20 protein-coding genes are annotated in these 15,393 nt (G+C 60.5%); 14 read left to right on the forward strand and 6 right to left on the reverse strand.

Annotated features, from left to right (window positions below; all coding sequences use genetic code 11):
• Positions 1–35 precede the first annotated feature (35 nt).
• The 6 genes from FHX10_RS35445 to FHX10_RS12020 all read left to right on the forward strand — a co-directional run bounded on the left by FHX10_RS35445 (position 36) and on the right by FHX10_RS12020 (position 6,579).
• A complete protein-coding gene (locus FHX10_RS35445) occupies positions 36–1,808 on the forward strand; it encodes an amino acid ABC transporter permease/ATP-binding protein (RefSeq protein ID WP_184389339.1) in 1,773 nt (590 codons plus the stop codon).
• Between the two features lie 92 nt (positions 1,809–1,900).
• Positions 1,901–2,845 (forward strand): ABC transporter substrate-binding protein, encoded by a 945-nt coding sequence (locus FHX10_RS12000; RefSeq protein ID WP_028756189.1) that lies wholly within the window; start codon positions 1,901–1,903, stop codon positions 2,843–2,845.
• Positions 2,846–2,925: 80 nt separating this feature from the next.
• A complete protein-coding gene (locus FHX10_RS12005) occupies positions 2,926–3,864 on the forward strand; it encodes an ABC transporter substrate-binding protein (RefSeq protein WP_028756188.1) in 939 nt (312 codons plus the stop codon).
• Between the two features lie 4 nt (positions 3,865–3,868).
• Positions 3,869–4,906: an LLM class flavin-dependent oxidoreductase gene (locus FHX10_RS12010; RefSeq protein WP_184389342.1), complete on the forward strand. Its 1,038-nt coding sequence runs from the start codon at positions 3,869–3,871 to the stop codon at positions 4,904–4,906.
• Between the two features lie 52 nt (positions 4,907–4,958).
• Positions 4,959–5,555 (forward strand): 2-hydroxychromene-2-carboxylate isomerase, encoded by a 597-nt coding sequence (locus FHX10_RS12015; RefSeq protein ID WP_184389343.1) that lies wholly within the window; start codon positions 4,959–4,961, stop codon positions 5,553–5,555.
• A gap of 100 nt (positions 5,556–5,655) precedes the next feature.
• Positions 5,656–6,579, forward strand: a complete 924-nt coding sequence (locus FHX10_RS12020) for a fatty acid desaturase (RefSeq protein WP_184389345.1) — start codon at positions 5,656–5,658, stop codon at positions 6,577–6,579.
• Between the two features lie 140 nt (positions 6,580–6,719).
• Here the strand turns inward: FHX10_RS12020 and FHX10_RS12025 are convergent, their stop codons facing one another.
• Positions 6,720–7,316 carry a TetR/AcrR family transcriptional regulator gene (locus FHX10_RS12025; RefSeq protein WP_028756767.1) on the reverse strand — a complete coding sequence of 199 codons (597 nt, stop codon included), beginning with the start codon at positions 7,314–7,316 and terminating at the stop codon, positions 6,720–6,722.
• Positions 7,317–7,419: 103 nt separating this feature from the next.
• Here FHX10_RS12025 and FHX10_RS12030 point away from each other — a divergent pair, with 103 nt between their 5' ends.
• On the forward strand, positions 7,420–8,463 hold the full coding sequence (locus tag FHX10_RS12030) for a saccharopine dehydrogenase family protein (RefSeq protein ID WP_028756768.1): 1,044 nt from the start codon (positions 7,420–7,422) through the stop codon (positions 8,461–8,463).
• A 282-nt stretch (positions 8,464–8,745) separates the two neighbouring features.
• Positions 8,746–9,084: a hypothetical protein gene (locus FHX10_RS12035; RefSeq protein ID WP_165932217.1), complete on the forward strand. Its 339-nt coding sequence runs from the start codon at positions 8,746–8,748 to the stop codon at positions 9,082–9,084.
• A 57-nt stretch (positions 9,085–9,141) separates the two neighbouring features.
• On the opposite strand, the gene FHX10_RS12040 is transcribed toward FHX10_RS12035, so the two are convergent.
• Positions 9,142–9,762 (reverse strand): helix-turn-helix domain-containing protein, encoded by a 621-nt coding sequence (locus FHX10_RS12040; protein ID WP_028756770.1) that lies wholly within the window; start codon positions 9,760–9,762, stop codon positions 9,142–9,144.
• On the reverse strand, positions 9,752–9,937 hold the full coding sequence (locus FHX10_RS12045; protein WP_184389346.1) for a hypothetical protein: 186 nt from the start codon (positions 9,935–9,937) through the stop codon (positions 9,752–9,754). Before FHX10_RS12045 ends, FHX10_RS12040 begins: the two co-directional genes overlap by 11 nt.
• Before the next feature lie 401 nt (positions 9,938–10,338).
• Between FHX10_RS12045 and msuE the strand changes: the two genes are divergently transcribed.
• The 6 genes from msuE (at position 10,339) to FHX10_RS12075 (ending at position 12,509) form a co-directional block, all read left to right on the forward strand.
• The gene (gene msuE, locus FHX10_RS12050; protein ID WP_184389347.1) at positions 10,339–10,899 is read left to right on the forward strand and encodes an FMN reductase; all 561 of its coding nucleotides are present in this window, start codon (positions 10,339–10,341) and stop codon (positions 10,897–10,899) included.
• 11 nt (positions 10,900–10,910) lie between these two features.
• Entirely contained in the window at positions 10,911–11,108 is a 198-nt protein-coding gene (locus tag FHX10_RS12055) for a hypothetical protein (protein WP_028756773.1), read from the forward strand.
• Positions 11,109–11,204: 96 nt separating this feature from the next.
• Positions 11,205–11,381, forward strand: a complete 177-nt coding sequence (locus tag FHX10_RS12060) for a hypothetical protein (protein ID WP_164735886.1) — start codon at positions 11,205–11,207, stop codon at positions 11,379–11,381.
• Positions 11,382–11,394: 13 nt separating this feature from the next.
• A complete protein-coding gene (locus FHX10_RS12065) occupies positions 11,395–11,547 on the forward strand; it encodes a hypothetical protein (protein ID WP_165932218.1) in 153 nt (50 codons plus the stop codon).
• 67 nt (positions 11,548–11,614) lie between these two features.
• Entirely contained in the window at positions 11,615–12,196 is a 582-nt protein-coding gene (locus FHX10_RS12070) for an RBBP9/YdeN family alpha/beta hydrolase (protein WP_028756774.1), read from the forward strand.
• Between the two features lie 10 nt (positions 12,197–12,206).
• Positions 12,207–12,509, forward strand: a complete 303-nt coding sequence (locus tag FHX10_RS12075; RefSeq protein WP_028756775.1) for a hypothetical protein — start codon at positions 12,207–12,209, stop codon at positions 12,507–12,509.
• A 160-nt stretch (positions 12,510–12,669) separates the two neighbouring features.
• On the opposite strand, the gene FHX10_RS12080 is transcribed toward FHX10_RS12075, so the two are convergent.
• The 3 genes from FHX10_RS12080 to tauA are packed head-to-tail and all read right to left on the reverse strand — an operon-like array spanning position 12,670 to position 15,379.
• Entirely contained in the window at positions 12,670–13,524 is an 855-nt protein-coding gene (locus tag FHX10_RS12080) for an ABC transporter permease subunit (protein WP_028758375.1), read from the reverse strand.
• A complete protein-coding gene (locus FHX10_RS12085) occupies positions 13,521–14,309 on the reverse strand; it encodes a taurine ABC transporter ATP-binding protein (protein WP_028756777.1) in 789 nt (262 codons plus the stop codon). Before FHX10_RS12085 ends, FHX10_RS12080 begins: the two co-directional genes overlap by 4 nt.
• Positions 14,310–14,365: 56 nt before the next feature.
• Positions 14,366–15,379, reverse strand: a complete 1,014-nt coding sequence (tauA, locus tag FHX10_RS12090; protein ID WP_028759147.1) for a taurine ABC transporter substrate-binding protein — start codon at positions 15,377–15,379, stop codon at positions 14,366–14,368.
• Positions 15,380–15,393 lie beyond the last annotated feature (14 nt).

Below are 15,393 nucleotides of genomic sequence, written 5' to 3' on the forward strand. Positions count from 1 at the left end.
GCGGCAAAGACCGACAATCATAAAAGGGAAGCACAATGGCACTGACGACGGATTTCGCCGGCATCGACCCCGGCAGCAGGACGGCAGAATCGAAGGACTATTCCCGGTACCGGATCGTGGCGGCGCGCCATCCCGAACGGTTGGCAGGCACGGTGTTCGCCGCCTTCGTCATCATCGCCGTGCTCTATTCCACCTTCACCAATCCGCGCTGGGGTTGGAGCGTCTTTGCCGAATGGTTCTTTGCCGAGCCCGTGCTCGTCGGCCTCGGAAGGACGCTGCTCCTGACCGCGCTTGCCGCCATATCCGGTTCCATTCTCGGAACGGCGCTGGCGCTTGCCCGCGTTTCCAAGTCGCCGCTGCTTTCCGGTCTTTCCTGGGGCTATATCTGGCTGCTGCGCTCGATCCCGGTCATCGTGCTGCTGCTGATCCTGAACAATCTCGGCTATCTCTATGAGACGATCAAGATCGGCATCCCCTTCACCGATACCGTCTTCCTCGATTATCCCACCGTGCAATTGCTGACACCCTTTGCCGCCGCCTTTCTCGGCCTCACGCTCAACCAGTCGGCCTTCTTTGCGGAAATCGTGCGCGGCGGTATCCTTTCAGTCGATCATGGTCAGCTGGAAGCCGCCGCCGCACTCGGCCTGCCGCGCCGCCGCCAGGCTTTCCGCATCGTTCTGCCGCAGGCCATGCGCTCGATCCTGCCGACCGGCTTTAACGAGCTGATCGGATTGGCGAAGAGCACATCCATGGTTTATGTGCTGGCGCTGCCGGAGCTCTTCTATACCGTCCAGGTGATCTACCGCCGCAATCTCGAAGTCATTCCGCTGCTGATGGTCGCGACCGTCTGGTATCTGATCATCATGACGGTGCTGTCGGTCGCCCAGCACTATATCGAGCGCTATTTCTCAAAGGGTGCCGTGCGCAATCCGACACCGCTGCCCTTCCAGGCATTCTTCGAACGCTTCCGCCGTCCGCTGCTAGCTCTCGATACGGCGAGCGAGCGAGTGCGCAGGCCCGGCTTCGATGATGCGGCGGCCCTGCGGACGGGTGGTGCGGTGCGTATCCATGGTATTTCCAAAAGCTTTGGCTCGCTGAAGGTGCTCGATGATGTCGAGCTCAGCCTTCCCGCCGGCAGCGTGACCGCAATCCTCGGCCCGTCCGGTTCCGGCAAGTCGACGCTTCTGCGTGCCATCAACCATCTGGAGCGTGTCGATGAAGGCTTCATCTCGGTCGACGGCGATTTCGTCGGCTACAGCAGGAAGGGCGACACGCTCTACGAGCTCAAGGAAAAGGATATTCTCACCCGCCGCGCCGATATCGGCATGGTCTTCCAGAGCTACAATCTGTTCCCGCATCTGACCGTGCTTGAAAACCTCATCGAGGCGCCGGTCCAGGTGCGCGGCGTCAGCCGCGAGGAGGCGGTGCAATTGGCGCAGGAGCTGTTGGCCCGCATCGGCCTCAGCGACAAGATCAACGCCTATCCGCGCCAGCTTTCCGGCGGCCAGCAGCAGCGCGTGGCGATCGCCCGCGCCCTGGCGCTCCGTCCCAAGGTGCTGCTCTTCGACGAGCCGACCTCGGCGCTCGATCCGGAACTCGTCGGCGAAGTGCTCGATGTCATCAAGGAGCTTGCCCGCACCGGTACGACGCTCGTCATCGTCACCCATGAAATCGGGTTTGCCCGCGAAGTCGCAGACACCGTCGTCTTCATGGACGGCGGCCGCATTCTGGAGGCCGGCCCGCCGGCCCGCATCTTCACGCAAGCGGAACATCCCCGAACACGGGAATTCCTCGCCAAGGTTCTCTAGCGCCCGATAGCGCTGGCGAAATGCCGGGCCGCGACGGGCTGCTCTGGCTGAATGACAATAACTACAACCTAAAGATGAAATGGAGAAGGGGCATGACATTTACAGATAGGGCAAGGCTGCTGATAACGGGAGCCGTCACCATTGCCGCGATCGGTTTCGGTTCCGCTCAGGCGCAGCAGAAATTCGATCTCAGCCCCGAGCAGCCGAACCGGCTGAGGGTGGAAAAGAACGAGAAGCGCATTGCCGAAGTCAAGGACTTCAAGTTCGTCGAAAACGGCGTCTTCACCGTCGGCATCAGCTCGAGCGGCAATCTGCCGCTGCACGATTATGCCTCCGATTCCAAGACCGTTATCGGTTACGACGTCGATCTGGCGCAGGCGATCGCCGACAGCCTGGGGCTGAAGCTCGAGCTCGTTTCCGTCGCCTGGGCCGATTGGCCGCTGGGGCTGACCTCGGGGAAGTTCGATGCGGTGATCTCCAACGTGACCGTCACGGAAGAGCGCAAGGAGAAATTCGACTTCTCGACCTACCGCAAGGATGAGCTCGGCTTCTACGTCAAGGCCGACAGCCCGATTGCGGCGATCAAGGAGCCGAAGGATATTGCCGGCCTGAAGGTCATCACCGATGCCGGCACCAACCAGGAGAAGATCCTGCTGGAATGGGACCGCCGGAATGTCGCCGCCGGCCTGAAGCCGATCGAGGTGCAATATTATGACGACGATGCGGTCAAGGATCTCGCCGTCCAGTCCGGCAGAGCCGATGCCGTCTTCAGCGTAAACGCGACGCAGGCCTATTCGGCCGGGATAAACGGCAAGACCAAGCTCGTCGGCACCGTCAGCGGCGGTTGGCCGATCACGGCAGAAATTGCCGTCACCACACGCAAGGGCAGTGGCCTGGCAGCGCCCTTGACCGATGTCGTCAACGATCTGATCGCCAGTGGCGCCTATCGCAAGATCCTCGATACGTGGAACCTCGGTCCCGAGGCAATCGACAAGGCTCAGACCAACCCGCCCGGCTTGCCGAAGAGCGGTTCGTAATCTTGGTCTGGTGGACCGGCGTTACAGGGTAGCGCGCCGGTCCGTTCCCACTTCTCGACGCAAACGGAGACATATTGAACGTGACGATCCATCCGACATCTCGCACTTTGCTCTTCGCAGCCCTGGTGTCAGCATTGACTGGTTTCGGTTCCGCCCACGCGGCCGAGGATTTTGACCTGAGCCCGGAACAGCCGGGCCGGCTTCATGCCGCCAGGAACGATGCGGCCATCGCTGCCATTCCTAGGGAATTCAAGTTCGTCACACCCGGCAAGTTCACCATCGCCGTCAGCCCCGGCGGCCCGCCACTTGCCACCTATGCCACGGACGCCAAGTCGGTGGTCGGGGCAGATCCCGACTATGCCTATGCCATTGCCGACAGCCTCGGCCTGACGCTGGAGATCGTGCCCGTCGCCTGGATCGACTGGCCACTCGGCCTGACCTCAGGCAAATATGACGCCGTCATCTCCAATGTCGGCGTCACCGAGCAGCGCAAGGAGAAATTCGATTTCTCCACCTACCGCCAGGGGCTGCATGGTTTCTTCGTGAAATCCGACAGTGCCGTCACCTCGATCAAGGAGCCGAAGGACGCCGCCGGCCTCAGGATCATCGTCGGCGCCGGCACCAACCAGGAGCGTATCCTGGTGAAGTGGAGCCAGGAAGATGTCGCCGCCGGCCTGAAGCCGATCGAGCTGCAATATTACGACGACGAGGCAGCAAGTCTTCTCGCGCTGCGGTCCGGCCGGGCCGATGTCATCGTCCAGCCGCATGCGCAGCTCGTCTTCATTGCCGCGCGCGACAAGAACATCAGGCGTGTCGGCACGCTGAGCGCCGGCTGGCCTGATCGCTCGGATGTTGCGATCACCACCCGCAAGGGGAGCGGGCTGGCCGACGCGCTGACTGTCGCCACCAACGGCCTGATCAAGGATGGCACATACGCAAAAATCCTCGACCACTGGCACCTGTCCGAGGAGGCCCTGCCGGCGTCGGAGACCAACCCGCCCGGCCTGCCGAAATATTGATGGGATGGCACGAGTGGGCAATATATCCATCAGCCATATCGGCTTCCTCACCCCCGGCAACTATCCCGACGACGACCCGCTGTCGGGATTGGAGCAGACGCTGCAGCAGCTGCAATATGGCGAGAATCTGGGTTTCGACAGCGCCTGGGTCCGCCAGCGGCACCTGGAGCCTGGAATCTCTTCTGCGAGCGCCTTCCTGGCGGCGGCGACGCAGCGCACCAGCCGGATCGAGCTCGGAACCGCCGTTATTCCGATCGGTTATGAAAGCCCCTATCGGCTGGCTGAAGATCTCGCCACCGTCGATATTCTGTCGCGCGGGCGGCTGAATATCGGCGTCAGCGCCGGCCGGCCGCTGCACGCAGACCTGATCGCCCCGCTCGTCTTCGACGGCGACTGGACGGGTTACGATTTCTCGCATGATCGCGTGGCGCGTTTTGCCGACAATCTGCGCGGCACCTATCTCGGCGACGAGCAGACCTTGATCAAGACACCGTTCGGCCCGCAGCGGCCGCGGCTGCAGCCTTATGCCAAGGGCCTGATCGACCGGATCTGGTATGGCGGCGGGTCGCAGCGCTCGGCCGAATGGGCCGGCCGCAACGGCTTCAACCTGTTGACCGGCAATGTGATCACGGGGGAGGGAACGGATGATTTCTTCACCGCGCAATCGCGGCTAATCGAAACCTTTCGCGCCGCGGGCAAGCAGCGCCGCGTCGCGCTGGGCCGCGTCATCGTGCCTTTCGACAGCGCCGATGCGGCAACGCGGCGCCGATATCGAGACTATGCCGATGGCCGCCACGAGCGGACCCTTTCGCCACAGGGCGAGCGGCGCACGCTTTTCGCCCGTGATATCGTCGGCACGTCGGACGAGATTTTGGCGCAGCTTTTTGCCGATCCGATCCTGCCCGAGGTCAGCGAGCTGAGGCTGGAACTCCCTTACGAGTTCGAGCACGCGGAATATCGCCAAATTCTCCACGACTTCGTGACGACAATTGCACCGGAGCTCGGATGGAAAGCGCAATCCGGCATCCGTGCCGCTTCCTGAAAGGCGTCGCCCGTACGACGCCGGACCATCACCTCTTAGGGAATATGCATCAGTGACCAAATCGGTAGAATATTTCTTTTCGATCGGCTCGCCCTGGGCCTATATCGGCTTCGACGCCTTTGCCGAACTTGCGGCGAAGAACGATGTCGTCATCACACCCTATCTGACGACGGTGGTCGAGGAAAACGGCGGTATCTTTTCGCGCAATCGCCCGGAGATCCGGCGTGCCTACTGGACGCGGGATCTCAAGCGCTGGGCGCGCGTGCGCGGCAAGGACCTGCGGCTTGAGCATCGCCCGGATTTGAGCGATCCGACGCCTGCATCCCTATTCGTGATTGCCGCCTATCTCGACGGACAGGATTGGATCGGCGTTTCCCGCGCTCTGCAACATGCCTTCTGGAGCGAGGCGGAGGATATCGGCAAGCCCGATGTGCGCGAGGTGATCGTGACCTCGGCAGGTTTCGATGGCGCAGCACTTCTTCGGCGACAAGCCGACGACGATGTCCAGAACAAATGGTCGGCGGACCGCGTGCATGCCCGCGACAGCGGCGTCTTCGGCTTTCCTACCTATGTCTATGATGGCGAGATCTATTGGGGGCAGGACAATTTGTCCTTCCTCGAACGTCATCTTCACGGCGACAAGCCTTAGAGACGGATTTTTTCACATAAGTCTATAAAATAGATGGAATTTATTCCATTCTGCCGATGCCCTGCGATAAATTGGTGTGGTTGATGGGGAAATCACACGCATGCTCGACAGGACTTTGCGGGCCGCCGGGACCATTGTTCCCACGCGTTCGACGGAGTGGCCGACGGTCATTCTTGCACTCGTCATTCATGGCGGGTTTCTGGCGCTCACCTGGTGGTGCCAATCGTTGCCGCCGCTCGTGGTCATGATCGCAGGAGGTTGGCTGATTGCCTGGCACAGATCGCTTCAGCACGAAGTCATTCATGGCCACCCGACGGGAAACCAGGCGATAAACGATGCGATCGGGTCGATACCGCTGTCGCTGTGGCTGCCTTATCCGATCTATCGGGAAAGCCATCTGGAGCATCATCGCGACGAATATCTGACCGATCCGATCGAGGATCCGGAATCTTCCTATTTCACCAAGGCCGCCTGGGAGCAGCTCGGTGCGACCGGGCGGTTGCTGGCCCGGTGGAATACCACCCTGTTCGGCCGATTGACCATCGGTCCTGTGGTGATGCTGTTGAGTTTCCTTGGGCAGGAATGGCGGCTGATACGGGCGGACGAACCGGGACGGCGGCGGATATGGGCAGCGCACGGCATCGGCGTCGTCGGCGTCCTATTCTGGTCGACCGTCGTCTGCGGTATGCCGCTGTGGCTCTATCTTGCTTTCGTCTATACGGGTGCTGCGATGACGCGGCTGAGATCCTATGCCGAGCACAGATATGCTGAAAGCCATGAGGAGCGCACCGCCATCGTCGAAAACAGCCATCTCTTCGGCTTGCTGTTTCTCTACAACAATCTGCACGTTCTCCATCACCGCCGGCCGGGCATCTCATGGTATCGCCTTCCGGCGGTCTATCGCAAAAACCGCGAAACGCTTGTCCGGTTGAATGGCGGGCTTGTCTATGATGGCTATGGGGATATTGCGCGCCGGTTTTTCCTGAAGCCGCACGACGATCCCACGCATCCTCATCATTCCTAAAATTTCTACCTGAGCCGGACCGGGCAATGATGTTTGAAAAGCCGGGATTTGGGGGCTGCTCAGTCGCCCTGACTTGCGGCTTCCTTTTGCCCCCATTTCACAGCTCTGCAATTTGTACTTTCAGCGGATGTCCAGTGTGATCAGCTACGGCTGGCGGCGATCAGGGCGTGCGCTGCATCGCGCAGCAAACCGGTGGCCTCGCCGGGTTCAAAGAGCTGCATGCTGACAAAGGCGCCGTTGATCAGAACCGCGAGTTGACCGGCGAGCCGATCGGGCGCGGCAACCGCAAGCTCCTCGGCGATGGTCTTCAGACGCCGCCGCATCTCGCGCATGTGGGCTTCGGCGACCTTGCGGGCAGGGTGATCCGCTTCGGGAAATTCGGCTGCGGTGTTGATCTGCGGACAGCCTCGGTAGTTTTCCCGCCCGACCCGTTCGCCGATCCACTCAAAATGTGCATCGAGCTCGGCCTCGGCATCGTCCGGATGCTGTTCCGTCACGCGATCCCAGGTGCTCCAGAAGTCCAGGTCTTCGCGCTTGAGGAAGGCCGCGATGAGGTCGTCCTTCGTGCCGAAATGGCGGTAGAGGCTGGTTTTGGCGACGCCGGATTTTTCGACCACAAGATCGACACCGACAGCACGCACGCCGCGCCGGTAAAAGAGTTCCGACGCCGTCTCGAGAATTCTATCCCGCACCTCGTTGCCGCCAGAGGCACGGGAGTTCGTTGCGCTTTTCGACATTCGTGTACCTCCAAGGTCGCCAGCATAACAGCAAACGGATTGACACGCTACAGACCTGTATGTTTTATTGAATACAGACAGGTCTGTAGCGCAGGAGAAAACAATGACCATCTACGAAGCCGACATCACGAAGACGTCCCAATCTATCGCGGTCTTGGGAGCGAACGGCCATACCGGTCGTTTTGTCGTCGCCGAACTGTTGCGGCGCGGTCTCAAGCCCATCGCGATTGGACGGAATGCCCAGCGGCTGGCGGCTGCGGGCTTTGCAGAGCGCGGCATCGAATGCCGCGAAGCAGCGGTCGAGGATGACGGGGAACTGGACAGGGCGCTAGCCGGCGCGGCGGCGGTCATCAACTGCGCCGGCCCGTTCATGGACACCGCCGACGCAGTGGTGCGTGCCGCGTTGCGAGCGGGGATTCATTATCTCGACGTGACGGCCGAGCAACCGAGTGTGCAGGCCACGTTCGAGAGGCATGAGGTTGCGGCCCGGGAAGCGGGCATAGCCGTCATCCCGGCCATGGGTTTCTATGGCGGCTTGGCCGACCTGCTCGTGGCAGCTGTCATGGACGAGTGGGAGCACGCCGACGACATCGAAATTCGAGTTGCGCTCGACAGCTGGCTGCCGACGAGAGGCACACGCGTTACCGGAGAAAGAAACACTGCACGGCGCCTGGCCGTCAGCGGTGGGCAGCTGGAGCCGGTGCCTCAACCGCCTGCTGAAAGGGTGTCGATTTTACCGGCCCCGTTCGGCCGGCAGACTTTCGTCGAGCTTCCCTTTTCGGAAGTGCCGCTGATCGCCCGGCACGTCCGGACGAAGGAACTGCACACCTTCTTGAGCACAACCGCTCTGCGGGATGTTCGCGACTCGTCGACGCCTCCGCCACAGGCAGTCGACGAATCCGGGCGTTCGGCGCAGCGCTTTGCCGTAGAAGTGATCGTCACGCAGGGCGACGTGCGCCGTCAGATTGTCGCACAGGGACAAGACATCTACGCCGTCACGGCGCCGATCATCTGTGAAGCGGTCCAGCGTATCCTCTCGGGACGCATCCGCGATATCGGCGCAAAGGCGCCGGCAGCCATTTTCGATGCCGCTAGCTTCCTGCAGGCGCTCGGCCCGGATCTGTCGGTCGAGATATCGGAAACTTAGTTCGGAAACGACAGACTTTCAGAAAGTCCTTCACAATGGCGTGGGGGACTTAATTCTCCTGGCGTATTCAGGGAGACTGTTCAGAGCGATCGTCCCGCTCGGGCGATGATAGCGGATGGAATTCCGTTATCTTGGCAATATTGCGCATTCCCATCGAAACCGTTCCATTCTATTGGAGGAAAAGATGGGGGAAGATTTTTTTACATTGTTTGCTCGAATTAGTTCTTTTATCTCCCGTTTCAGCGAAACGCGAAACGCCGCTATATTGATCGGAGAGAAACAATGAACCCCGCCATGAACATGATGCCGATGATGAACAACATGATGCCCGCCATGATGAACCCGATGATGGGTGGAATGATGCCGATGATGTCAGGCATGCCCATGATGAACGGCGCCATGATGCCGATGATGGCCTCCATGCCGATGATGATGATGATGGGCGCCATGAAGTGCACGATGACTGCCGAGGGCATGGTCTGCGAAATGAAGCCGATGGAAGGCATGGACAAGGACATGTTCATGGAATGCTGCAAGCGCATGATGTCGATGATGTCCGGCGGCATGCCTGTCATGATGAACTGCGGCGGCATGATAATGTGCTGCACGATGGCCGCCTGAGCCATTGGCCTCTTAGAGGAAATGACCAAGAGCCTCCGGAGACGGGGGCTCTTTGCGTCAGACGCGAACGTCTTCGAGATAGGTCGTCACCAGGTAGAGGATCGCTTCCGTTCCCGTCATGTTGCGGTAGATATGGGGCACGTCGGCATCGAAGATGATGGCGTCGCCTTCGCCCAGGATATGCGGCGCCTGCCTGCCGGCGATGATTTCGACGGTGCCTTGGGCAACGACCAGATTTTCCACCGTTCCATGCTGATGGGCATCGGCACTTTCGCTATGGTGCGGAGCGATCCTCAGCTCGTAGAATTCTACTTTTCGCTCGCCTTCGAAGGGGAAAAGAGCCCGTGTCCGGAAGCGCCCTTCGGACGAGGCGAGGATTTTCGATCTTGCCCGCGGCACTGTAATGATCGAGGTCTCGCCGCGTTCGGCAATCAATGCTGCGCAGGGAATGCCGAGAGCAAGCGCGATCTTCGAGAGAATGCTGAGCGTCGGGCTGCTTTTGCCCGTTTCGATCTGGCCGAGCATGGCGCGGCTGACGCCAGCGATCTTTGCCAGCCTGTCTAGGGAATAGCCGCGGCGGGTGCGAATGCGCCGCAAATTCTGTCCTGTCTGAACGGTGATCTGCTCGGCGGCGTCTATGGTTTCGACGTCGGAGAGAAGCGCTTGATCAGACGCCATATCCGGCAATGCCCATTGCCATCACCGGGATAAAACCCCAATAGGGCACCCACATCAGAACGGGCTGCATCGCGAAGGACGCCGGCGCGAGCGCCTTGGACGCATCAGCCGCATCTTTGCAGCGCGATTGCCGGTAAGCCTGGAAATCGATGACATTAGCCGTCTGCAATGGCATGAAAAACTCCCGCTAAAATCTATAAGGAATGTATATTTTCTGCGACGGAAAGGGCAGAGCGTGTCATCCAATCGTTCCGCTGAACCGGAAATCTTATACCAATAATATCCAACCTTGCGGCAAAGCCATTTAGCCCGAGCGGTTCACCGGCGCTTTTTGATGGTGACGGCATTGAGCCGCCCCCGCGGTGTTTCCATGTTCCAAGACGTCTTTCCCCATTGGAGCCGAGATCCCGTTTCTGCCTGCGGTCGCGAGAACCGGTGACGATCGCCCTGCAGCCTGTGCGTGCCGGGGCGAGAGCGAACGTTTTTTTCAACCAGCCGAATAAGGAGAGATGCACGTTCCTTTAATCTATCAATTTTGTAGACAATAGTTGAGGCAATCCAAAGAGAGGAAAAACCATGTCAGGTTTCAAACTCGTCGGCATTGCTGGCAGCTTCAACCGTCCTTCGAAGACATTGGCACTCGTGCGCCACGTCGCCGACCGCGCGAGCATTCGTTACGGATTTGCGAGCAAGACCTATGATCTCAATGATGTCGGTCCATCGCTGGGCAGGGCCTTGTGGCGCAAGGACCTCGACGAGCAGGCCAGACATGTCGTCGACGAGATCGTGCAGGCCGATGCCCTGATCATCGGCTCGCCGACCTACAAGGGCTCTTATCCCGGCCATTTCAAGCACCTCATCGATCTGCTCGATCCGCACGAGCTTCGTGGCAAGCCGATCATCATCACCGCGACAGGCGGCGGTGACCGGCATGCCTTGATGGTCGAGCATCAGCTTCGGCCGCTGTTCGGTTTCTTCATGGCCCATACCTTGCCGACTGCCGTTTATGCGGCCGATCGCGATTTTACCGACTATGCGGTCTCATCCGATCCGCTTTTGGCCCGCATCAACGAAGTGATCGGCGATTTGGCTGCCTTCTTCCCGGACGCAAACCCTGCACTGGCGGCGGCCGAGTAAGGGGCGCCGCCATGGTTCGATCTCAGGAGGCGAAAATGGATGATGCGGAAAGGCCGGGGCCAAGCGATCAATTGTGGAGCGTCTTCGAATTCGCCCGACGATATCGCCTCGCCAAACGCGAGGAGAACCGCCTGCTGATGCTCTACGGACCGACAGCATCGCTCCGCGATCTTCTCGCCAATGCGAGCCGTCATTCGCTGATGTCCTAGGGCAATTCCAGCAAAAGTGCACAGCGGTTTGCGTCCGGAATTGCGTGAAAACAAAAGTTCTCGCTGAAAAGTACCAGTCCCTGACAGGAGGTTCGCATGAAGCTTGATTTTCACCTCTGGCTGAAACTGACGATTGGCCGATTGCTCGAGCCGAAGGCGCCGGCTGCGCACGCGCCTGCCAATGGATTGTTCACGCGCGACGAAGAGCGCGATTGGTCCGCACGCGAATACGAGCTCCATTATTGGGGCGCCATGCCAGGCCTTTGGTATTGAGGAGAGCGGTGTGATGGCGATTGTCGTTGAGACCGAGCTGCGTCGGCACAATGCGAGAAGGGCGGGAAGCAGCGTCATGTCGCAGCTCAGGCATGCGGCCGGGATCTGCACGATCGTCAGCTCTTTCACATTCCTGTTCGCTCTGGTGATCGGGTTGATCCGATGAATGGTGCCAGATGTTTGCCCCGATGGGAAAAAGGACCGGCGCGCCGCCCGGGAGAGGATGGCGCCAGATGATCGATGTACTTATTCTTCCCGGGCTTTTCGGCTCGGGAGAAGGGCATTGGCAGCAGCATTGGCTGGAGGATCAGCCGGACAGCCGTTGCGTCGCTCAGGACGATTGGGATCATCCGAATCTGGACAGCTGGCTGTTGCGACTGGAAGGCGCGCTTGAGGAGGCCGGTGAGGCCTATCTGGTTGCCCATAGTCTCGGATGCCTGCTTGCCGCCCGGCTGGCCGGGCGAAGTGCGGCGCGCCGCGTCAAAGGAGCCCTACTCGTCGCTCCGTGCGATCTGCCGGCCACGGAAATTCTGCATCCGGGGCATATCTCGTTTGGCGCCATGCCGACGGCGCCTCTGCCCTTTCCGAGTATCGTCGTCGGCAGCATGAACGATGCCTACATGACGGTCGATCGGTTGACCCTGTTTGGCCGCCTGTGGAATGCCGAGACCAGGAATATCGGCCTTGCCGGCCATATCAATGTTTCCAGCGGCTTCGGCCGCTGGCGCAACGGCTACCGGCTGTTGCAGACCTTGAAGGCGCAGACGCGCGGTCGAAGGCATGTCGCTGCCATGCCGCCGGCTTTTGCGATGTGAGTGGAATCGGATGTCCGACATTGCCGCCGACCTCCTGCGCCTGAGCGAAGATCCGAATGCCGACCCGAGGACCAGGCGCCGGCAAACCATGGAGCGGTTAGTTCAGACGCTGCTTGCCATGGCCGATGCCGAAATCGGATCGGAAGATCCGCAGCATCGCCATTCCATTATCCATTTGACGACAATCATTCGCAATATGACCGGAAGGATCGCAGAGGCCGATGATGCAACATTTTCGGCAATCGTCAGGGAGGCCGTGATGCTGGTCCGCAGCCTGCAGCAGCGCCAGGCCGATGCGGTTACTGTGCACTGACCGATCGCGACATCCACGAGCGATGCCGCGAATTTTCGATACTCGGTGAATCTAGGATGGCCCTAACGGGCGAGCTCGGAGGTTGACGTCAGCCCCCGAGCTGCACCGAATGTCGTGTACGCAAGCCGATGTTTGGATGGCGCGCCATCCCGCCATTCGGTCAGAGCTTGCCTTTCCAGGGCACGAGGAACGCCTCCAGAAAGCGGATGGCGGCCGAGAAGGTGAAGGCGCAGATCGCGATGATGCCGATGCCGACGAAGACGACGTCGGTCGCCAGGAACTGTGAAGCCGACATGATCATGAAACCGATTCCGCGCGTGGAGGCGATCAATTCGGCCGCCACCAGTGTGCCCCAGCCGACACCGAGCGCAATGCGGATGCCGGTGAGAATCTCGGGCAGGGCGGAGGGCAGGACGATGTCCAGGAAGAGCTGCAGCCGGCTCGCGCCCAGCGAACGCGCGGCATTGACCCGCTCGATCGGCAGCGAACGAACGCCGGCCTGGGCCGAGAGGCAGATCGGCGCAAACATCGCCAGCACCAGCAGCGTGATCTTCGACGTCTCGCCGATGCCGAGCCAGATGATCATCAGCGGCAGGTAGGAGAGCGGCGGAAGCGGCCAGTAGAACTCGATCGGTGCGTCGAGCACGCCTTTTGCCCAGCGGTTCAGTCCCATGAGCAAGCCGAGCGGAATGCCGGCGGAAATGGCGATGAGGGCTGCGGCCACGATGCGGAACAGGCTTGCAAAAATATGCTCGGACAGTGACGCGCCGGCGTAACCGTCGCGATAGACGGCGCCGATCTGTGTCAGCACCTCGTCCGGACGCGGCAGGAACAGGTGTGGAACGACGCCGAGCGCGGATACGACCCACCACAGCAGCAGTATGGCAAGCGCCGTGGCAATGCTGATGGCCACCGTCGACTTCTCACCGGCTCCGAAGCTTGCCATTTTCACCAGCTTGACCCGGCGGTCCTCACTACCAGTCGCAATCGGCGATGCCTGGACTATATCGCTCATGCGGCGCTCCTTAAATCTTCGGTGCTGTGCAGAATGGCGCGGATCTCCTCGCGCAGCTCGGCAAATTGCGGCGACGCCTTGATCGATCGGGCGTCGCCGGTTTCGGCGAAGCGGCGAACGAAATCCAGATCGAAACGCGCCACGACGCGTCCCGGTCGAGGCGACATGACCAGGACCTGCGTACCCAGGAACAGGGCCTCTTCGATCGAGTGGGTGATGAAGAAAACCTTCTTTGCCGTTTTATCCCAGATGGAAACCAGCAGTTCCTGCATCTGCTCACGCGTCAGGCTGTCGAGCGCGCCGAACGGCTCATCCATCAGCAGGATGTCGGGATTTGTCGCCAGAGCACGCGCGATGCCGACACGCTGGCGCATGCCGCCAGACAGCTCGTAGGGAAACGCGCCGGCGAATTCATCGAGGCCGACGAGCCTGAGCAACTCCCGGGCGCGCGCTTCGCGCTCCTTGCGCTTGACCCCGGCGAATTTCAAACCGAGCGCGACATTGTCGACGACGGATTTCCACGGCAGCAGCGAGTCCTTCTGAAAGACGACGCCGCGATCGGCACCCGGCCGTTCGACCGCGCGGCCGTCGAGCGTGATCCGGCCTTCCGAAAGCGGAAGGAAACCGGCAATCGCATTGAGAAGAGTTGATTTGCCGCATCCCGACGCTCCGAGTGCGACGACGAAACCCCGTTCGGGAATATCGAAAGACACGCGATCAAGCGCGTGAACGGTCCGCCCGTCGCGGGCTGCGAAGAAAACACTGGCGTGATCGACTTTAAGCATATTCCTGCTCGCATGTTAGACGCCGGTGCGGCAAGCCGCGCCGGCGTCGGGGAGGATCAGTTGCTGACGCCGGTCAGCGCGTCGGCGGTGACGAAGGCGCCGTAATTGGCCAGCACGTCGGAAACCTTGCCCTGTTCCTTCAGGAATGATGCCGTGTCCTTGAGGATCTTGCCGGCACCCGCCTTTTCGCCGCCGCCGAGCCAGGCATCCGATGCCTGAACCTCAGGCGTCAGAAGCGTGAGGTTCTTCAGGGCCGATGCTTGCTGGTCGGCTGTGCCGCCGAGAAGCTTGGCGAGCGACTTGGCGTTGTCGCTGTCGGGACCCCAGGCGGCTTTGTCCGAGGCGAAGGATGCGTAGTATTTGTTGATGACCGACGCGAAGCCTTTCAGGAATGCCGGGTTGTCGGCGGCAAATTTCGAGGTCGCGACCCAGGCCGAAAATGTCGGCGCACCCTTGTCCGCCACGTCCTTGGAGGTGACAAGAACCTTCCCGTTCTTCTTCAGTTCGGTGAGCGCCGGATCCCAGACGAAGCCGCCGTCGATATCGCCGCGGTTATAGCTGGCGACGATTTCGGGCTGAGGGATGGCGAAGACCTGAACGTCCTTTTCGGTCAGGCCCAACGATTTGATCAGCGCCAACAGCTGATAGTGGTCGGTGGAAACAGGCGCGGCAGCAAGCTTCTTGCCCTTCAGATCGTTCAGGCTTTCGATGCCGGAACCGTTGCGGACGACGAGAGCCTCGTCGATGCCCGAGATGGAGGCGAGGTAAAAGGCCTTGACCTCGAGCCCGCGTGATACTGCAGCCGCAAACGGGCTGGAGCCGACATAACCGACCTGAACGTCACCGGAGGCAATCGCCGCAAAGATCTCGGCGCCCGAATTAAATCTGCGGAAGTCGATGTCATACCCGGTTTCCTTGGCAAATTCGCCATTGGCGATCGCCACGGAAGACGGCAAGGCGTCGGTTTGATAGCCGACCACCACCTTCTTGTCCGCCGCTTCGGCGATAACAGTCGTTGCAAGCGTGCCGACGCCGATAGCGATCGCGGCAACCAAAGTCTTGAAATTCATTTTGAGCCCCTTTG

Source organism: Rhizobium sp. BK591, from assembly GCF_014195045.1.
Classification (GTDB): domain Bacteria; phylum Pseudomonadota; class Alphaproteobacteria; order Rhizobiales; family Rhizobiaceae; genus Rhizobium; species Rhizobium anhuiense.

Bases quoted from the DNA above. Each gene is read 5' to 3' on its own strand.
- FHX10_RS35445 (WP_184389339.1), top strand. From the start codon at position 36: ATGGCACTGACGACGGATTTCGCCGGCATCGACCCCGGCAGCAGGACG.
- FHX10_RS12000 (WP_028756189.1), top strand. From the start codon at position 1,901: ATGACATTTACAGATAGGGCAAGGCTGCTGATAACGGGAGCCGTCACC.
- FHX10_RS12010 (WP_184389342.1), top strand. From the start codon at position 3,869: ATGGCACGAGTGGGCAATATATCCATCAGCCATATCGGCTTCCTCACC.
- FHX10_RS12020 (WP_184389345.1), top strand. From the start codon at position 5,656: ATGCTCGACAGGACTTTGCGGGCCGCCGGGACCATTGTTCCCACGCGT.
- FHX10_RS12025 (WP_028756767.1), bottom strand. From the start codon at position 7,316: ATGTCGAAAAGCGCAACGAACTCCCGTGCCTCTGGCGGCAACGAGGTG.
- FHX10_RS12030 (WP_028756768.1), top strand. From the start codon at position 7,420: ATGACCATCTACGAAGCCGACATCACGAAGACGTCCCAATCTATCGCG.
- FHX10_RS12035 (WP_165932217.1), top strand. From the start codon at position 8,746: ATGAACCCCGCCATGAACATGATGCCGATGATGAACAACATGATGCCC.
- FHX10_RS12040 (WP_028756770.1), bottom strand. From the start codon at position 9,762: ATGGCGTCTGATCAAGCGCTTCTCTCCGACGTCGAAACCATAGACGCC.
- FHX10_RS12045 (WP_184389346.1), bottom strand. From the start codon at position 9,937: ATGCCATTGCAGACGGCTAATGTCATCGATTTCCAGGCTTACCGGCAA.
- msuE (WP_184389347.1), top strand. From the start codon at position 10,339: ATGTCAGGTTTCAAACTCGTCGGCATTGCTGGCAGCTTCAACCGTCCT.
- FHX10_RS12055 (WP_028756773.1), top strand. From the start codon at position 10,911: ATGGTTCGATCTCAGGAGGCGAAAATGGATGATGCGGAAAGGCCGGGG.
- FHX10_RS12060 (WP_164735886.1), top strand. From the start codon at position 11,205: ATGAAGCTTGATTTTCACCTCTGGCTGAAACTGACGATTGGCCGATTG.
- FHX10_RS12065 (WP_165932218.1), top strand. From the start codon at position 11,395: ATGGCGATTGTCGTTGAGACCGAGCTGCGTCGGCACAATGCGAGAAGG.
- FHX10_RS12070 (WP_028756774.1), top strand. From the start codon at position 11,615: ATGATCGATGTACTTATTCTTCCCGGGCTTTTCGGCTCGGGAGAAGGG.
- FHX10_RS12075 (WP_028756775.1), top strand. From the start codon at position 12,207: ATGTCCGACATTGCCGCCGACCTCCTGCGCCTGAGCGAAGATCCGAAT.
- FHX10_RS12080 (WP_028758375.1), bottom strand. From the start codon at position 13,524: ATGAGCGATATAGTCCAGGCATCGCCGATTGCGACTGGTAGTGAGGAC.
- FHX10_RS12085 (WP_028756777.1), bottom strand. From the start codon at position 14,309: ATGCTTAAAGTCGATCACGCCAGTGTTTTCTTCGCAGCCCGCGACGGG.
- tauA (WP_028759147.1), bottom strand. From the start codon at position 15,379: ATGAATTTCAAGACTTTGGTTGCCGCGATCGCTATCGGCGTCGGCACG.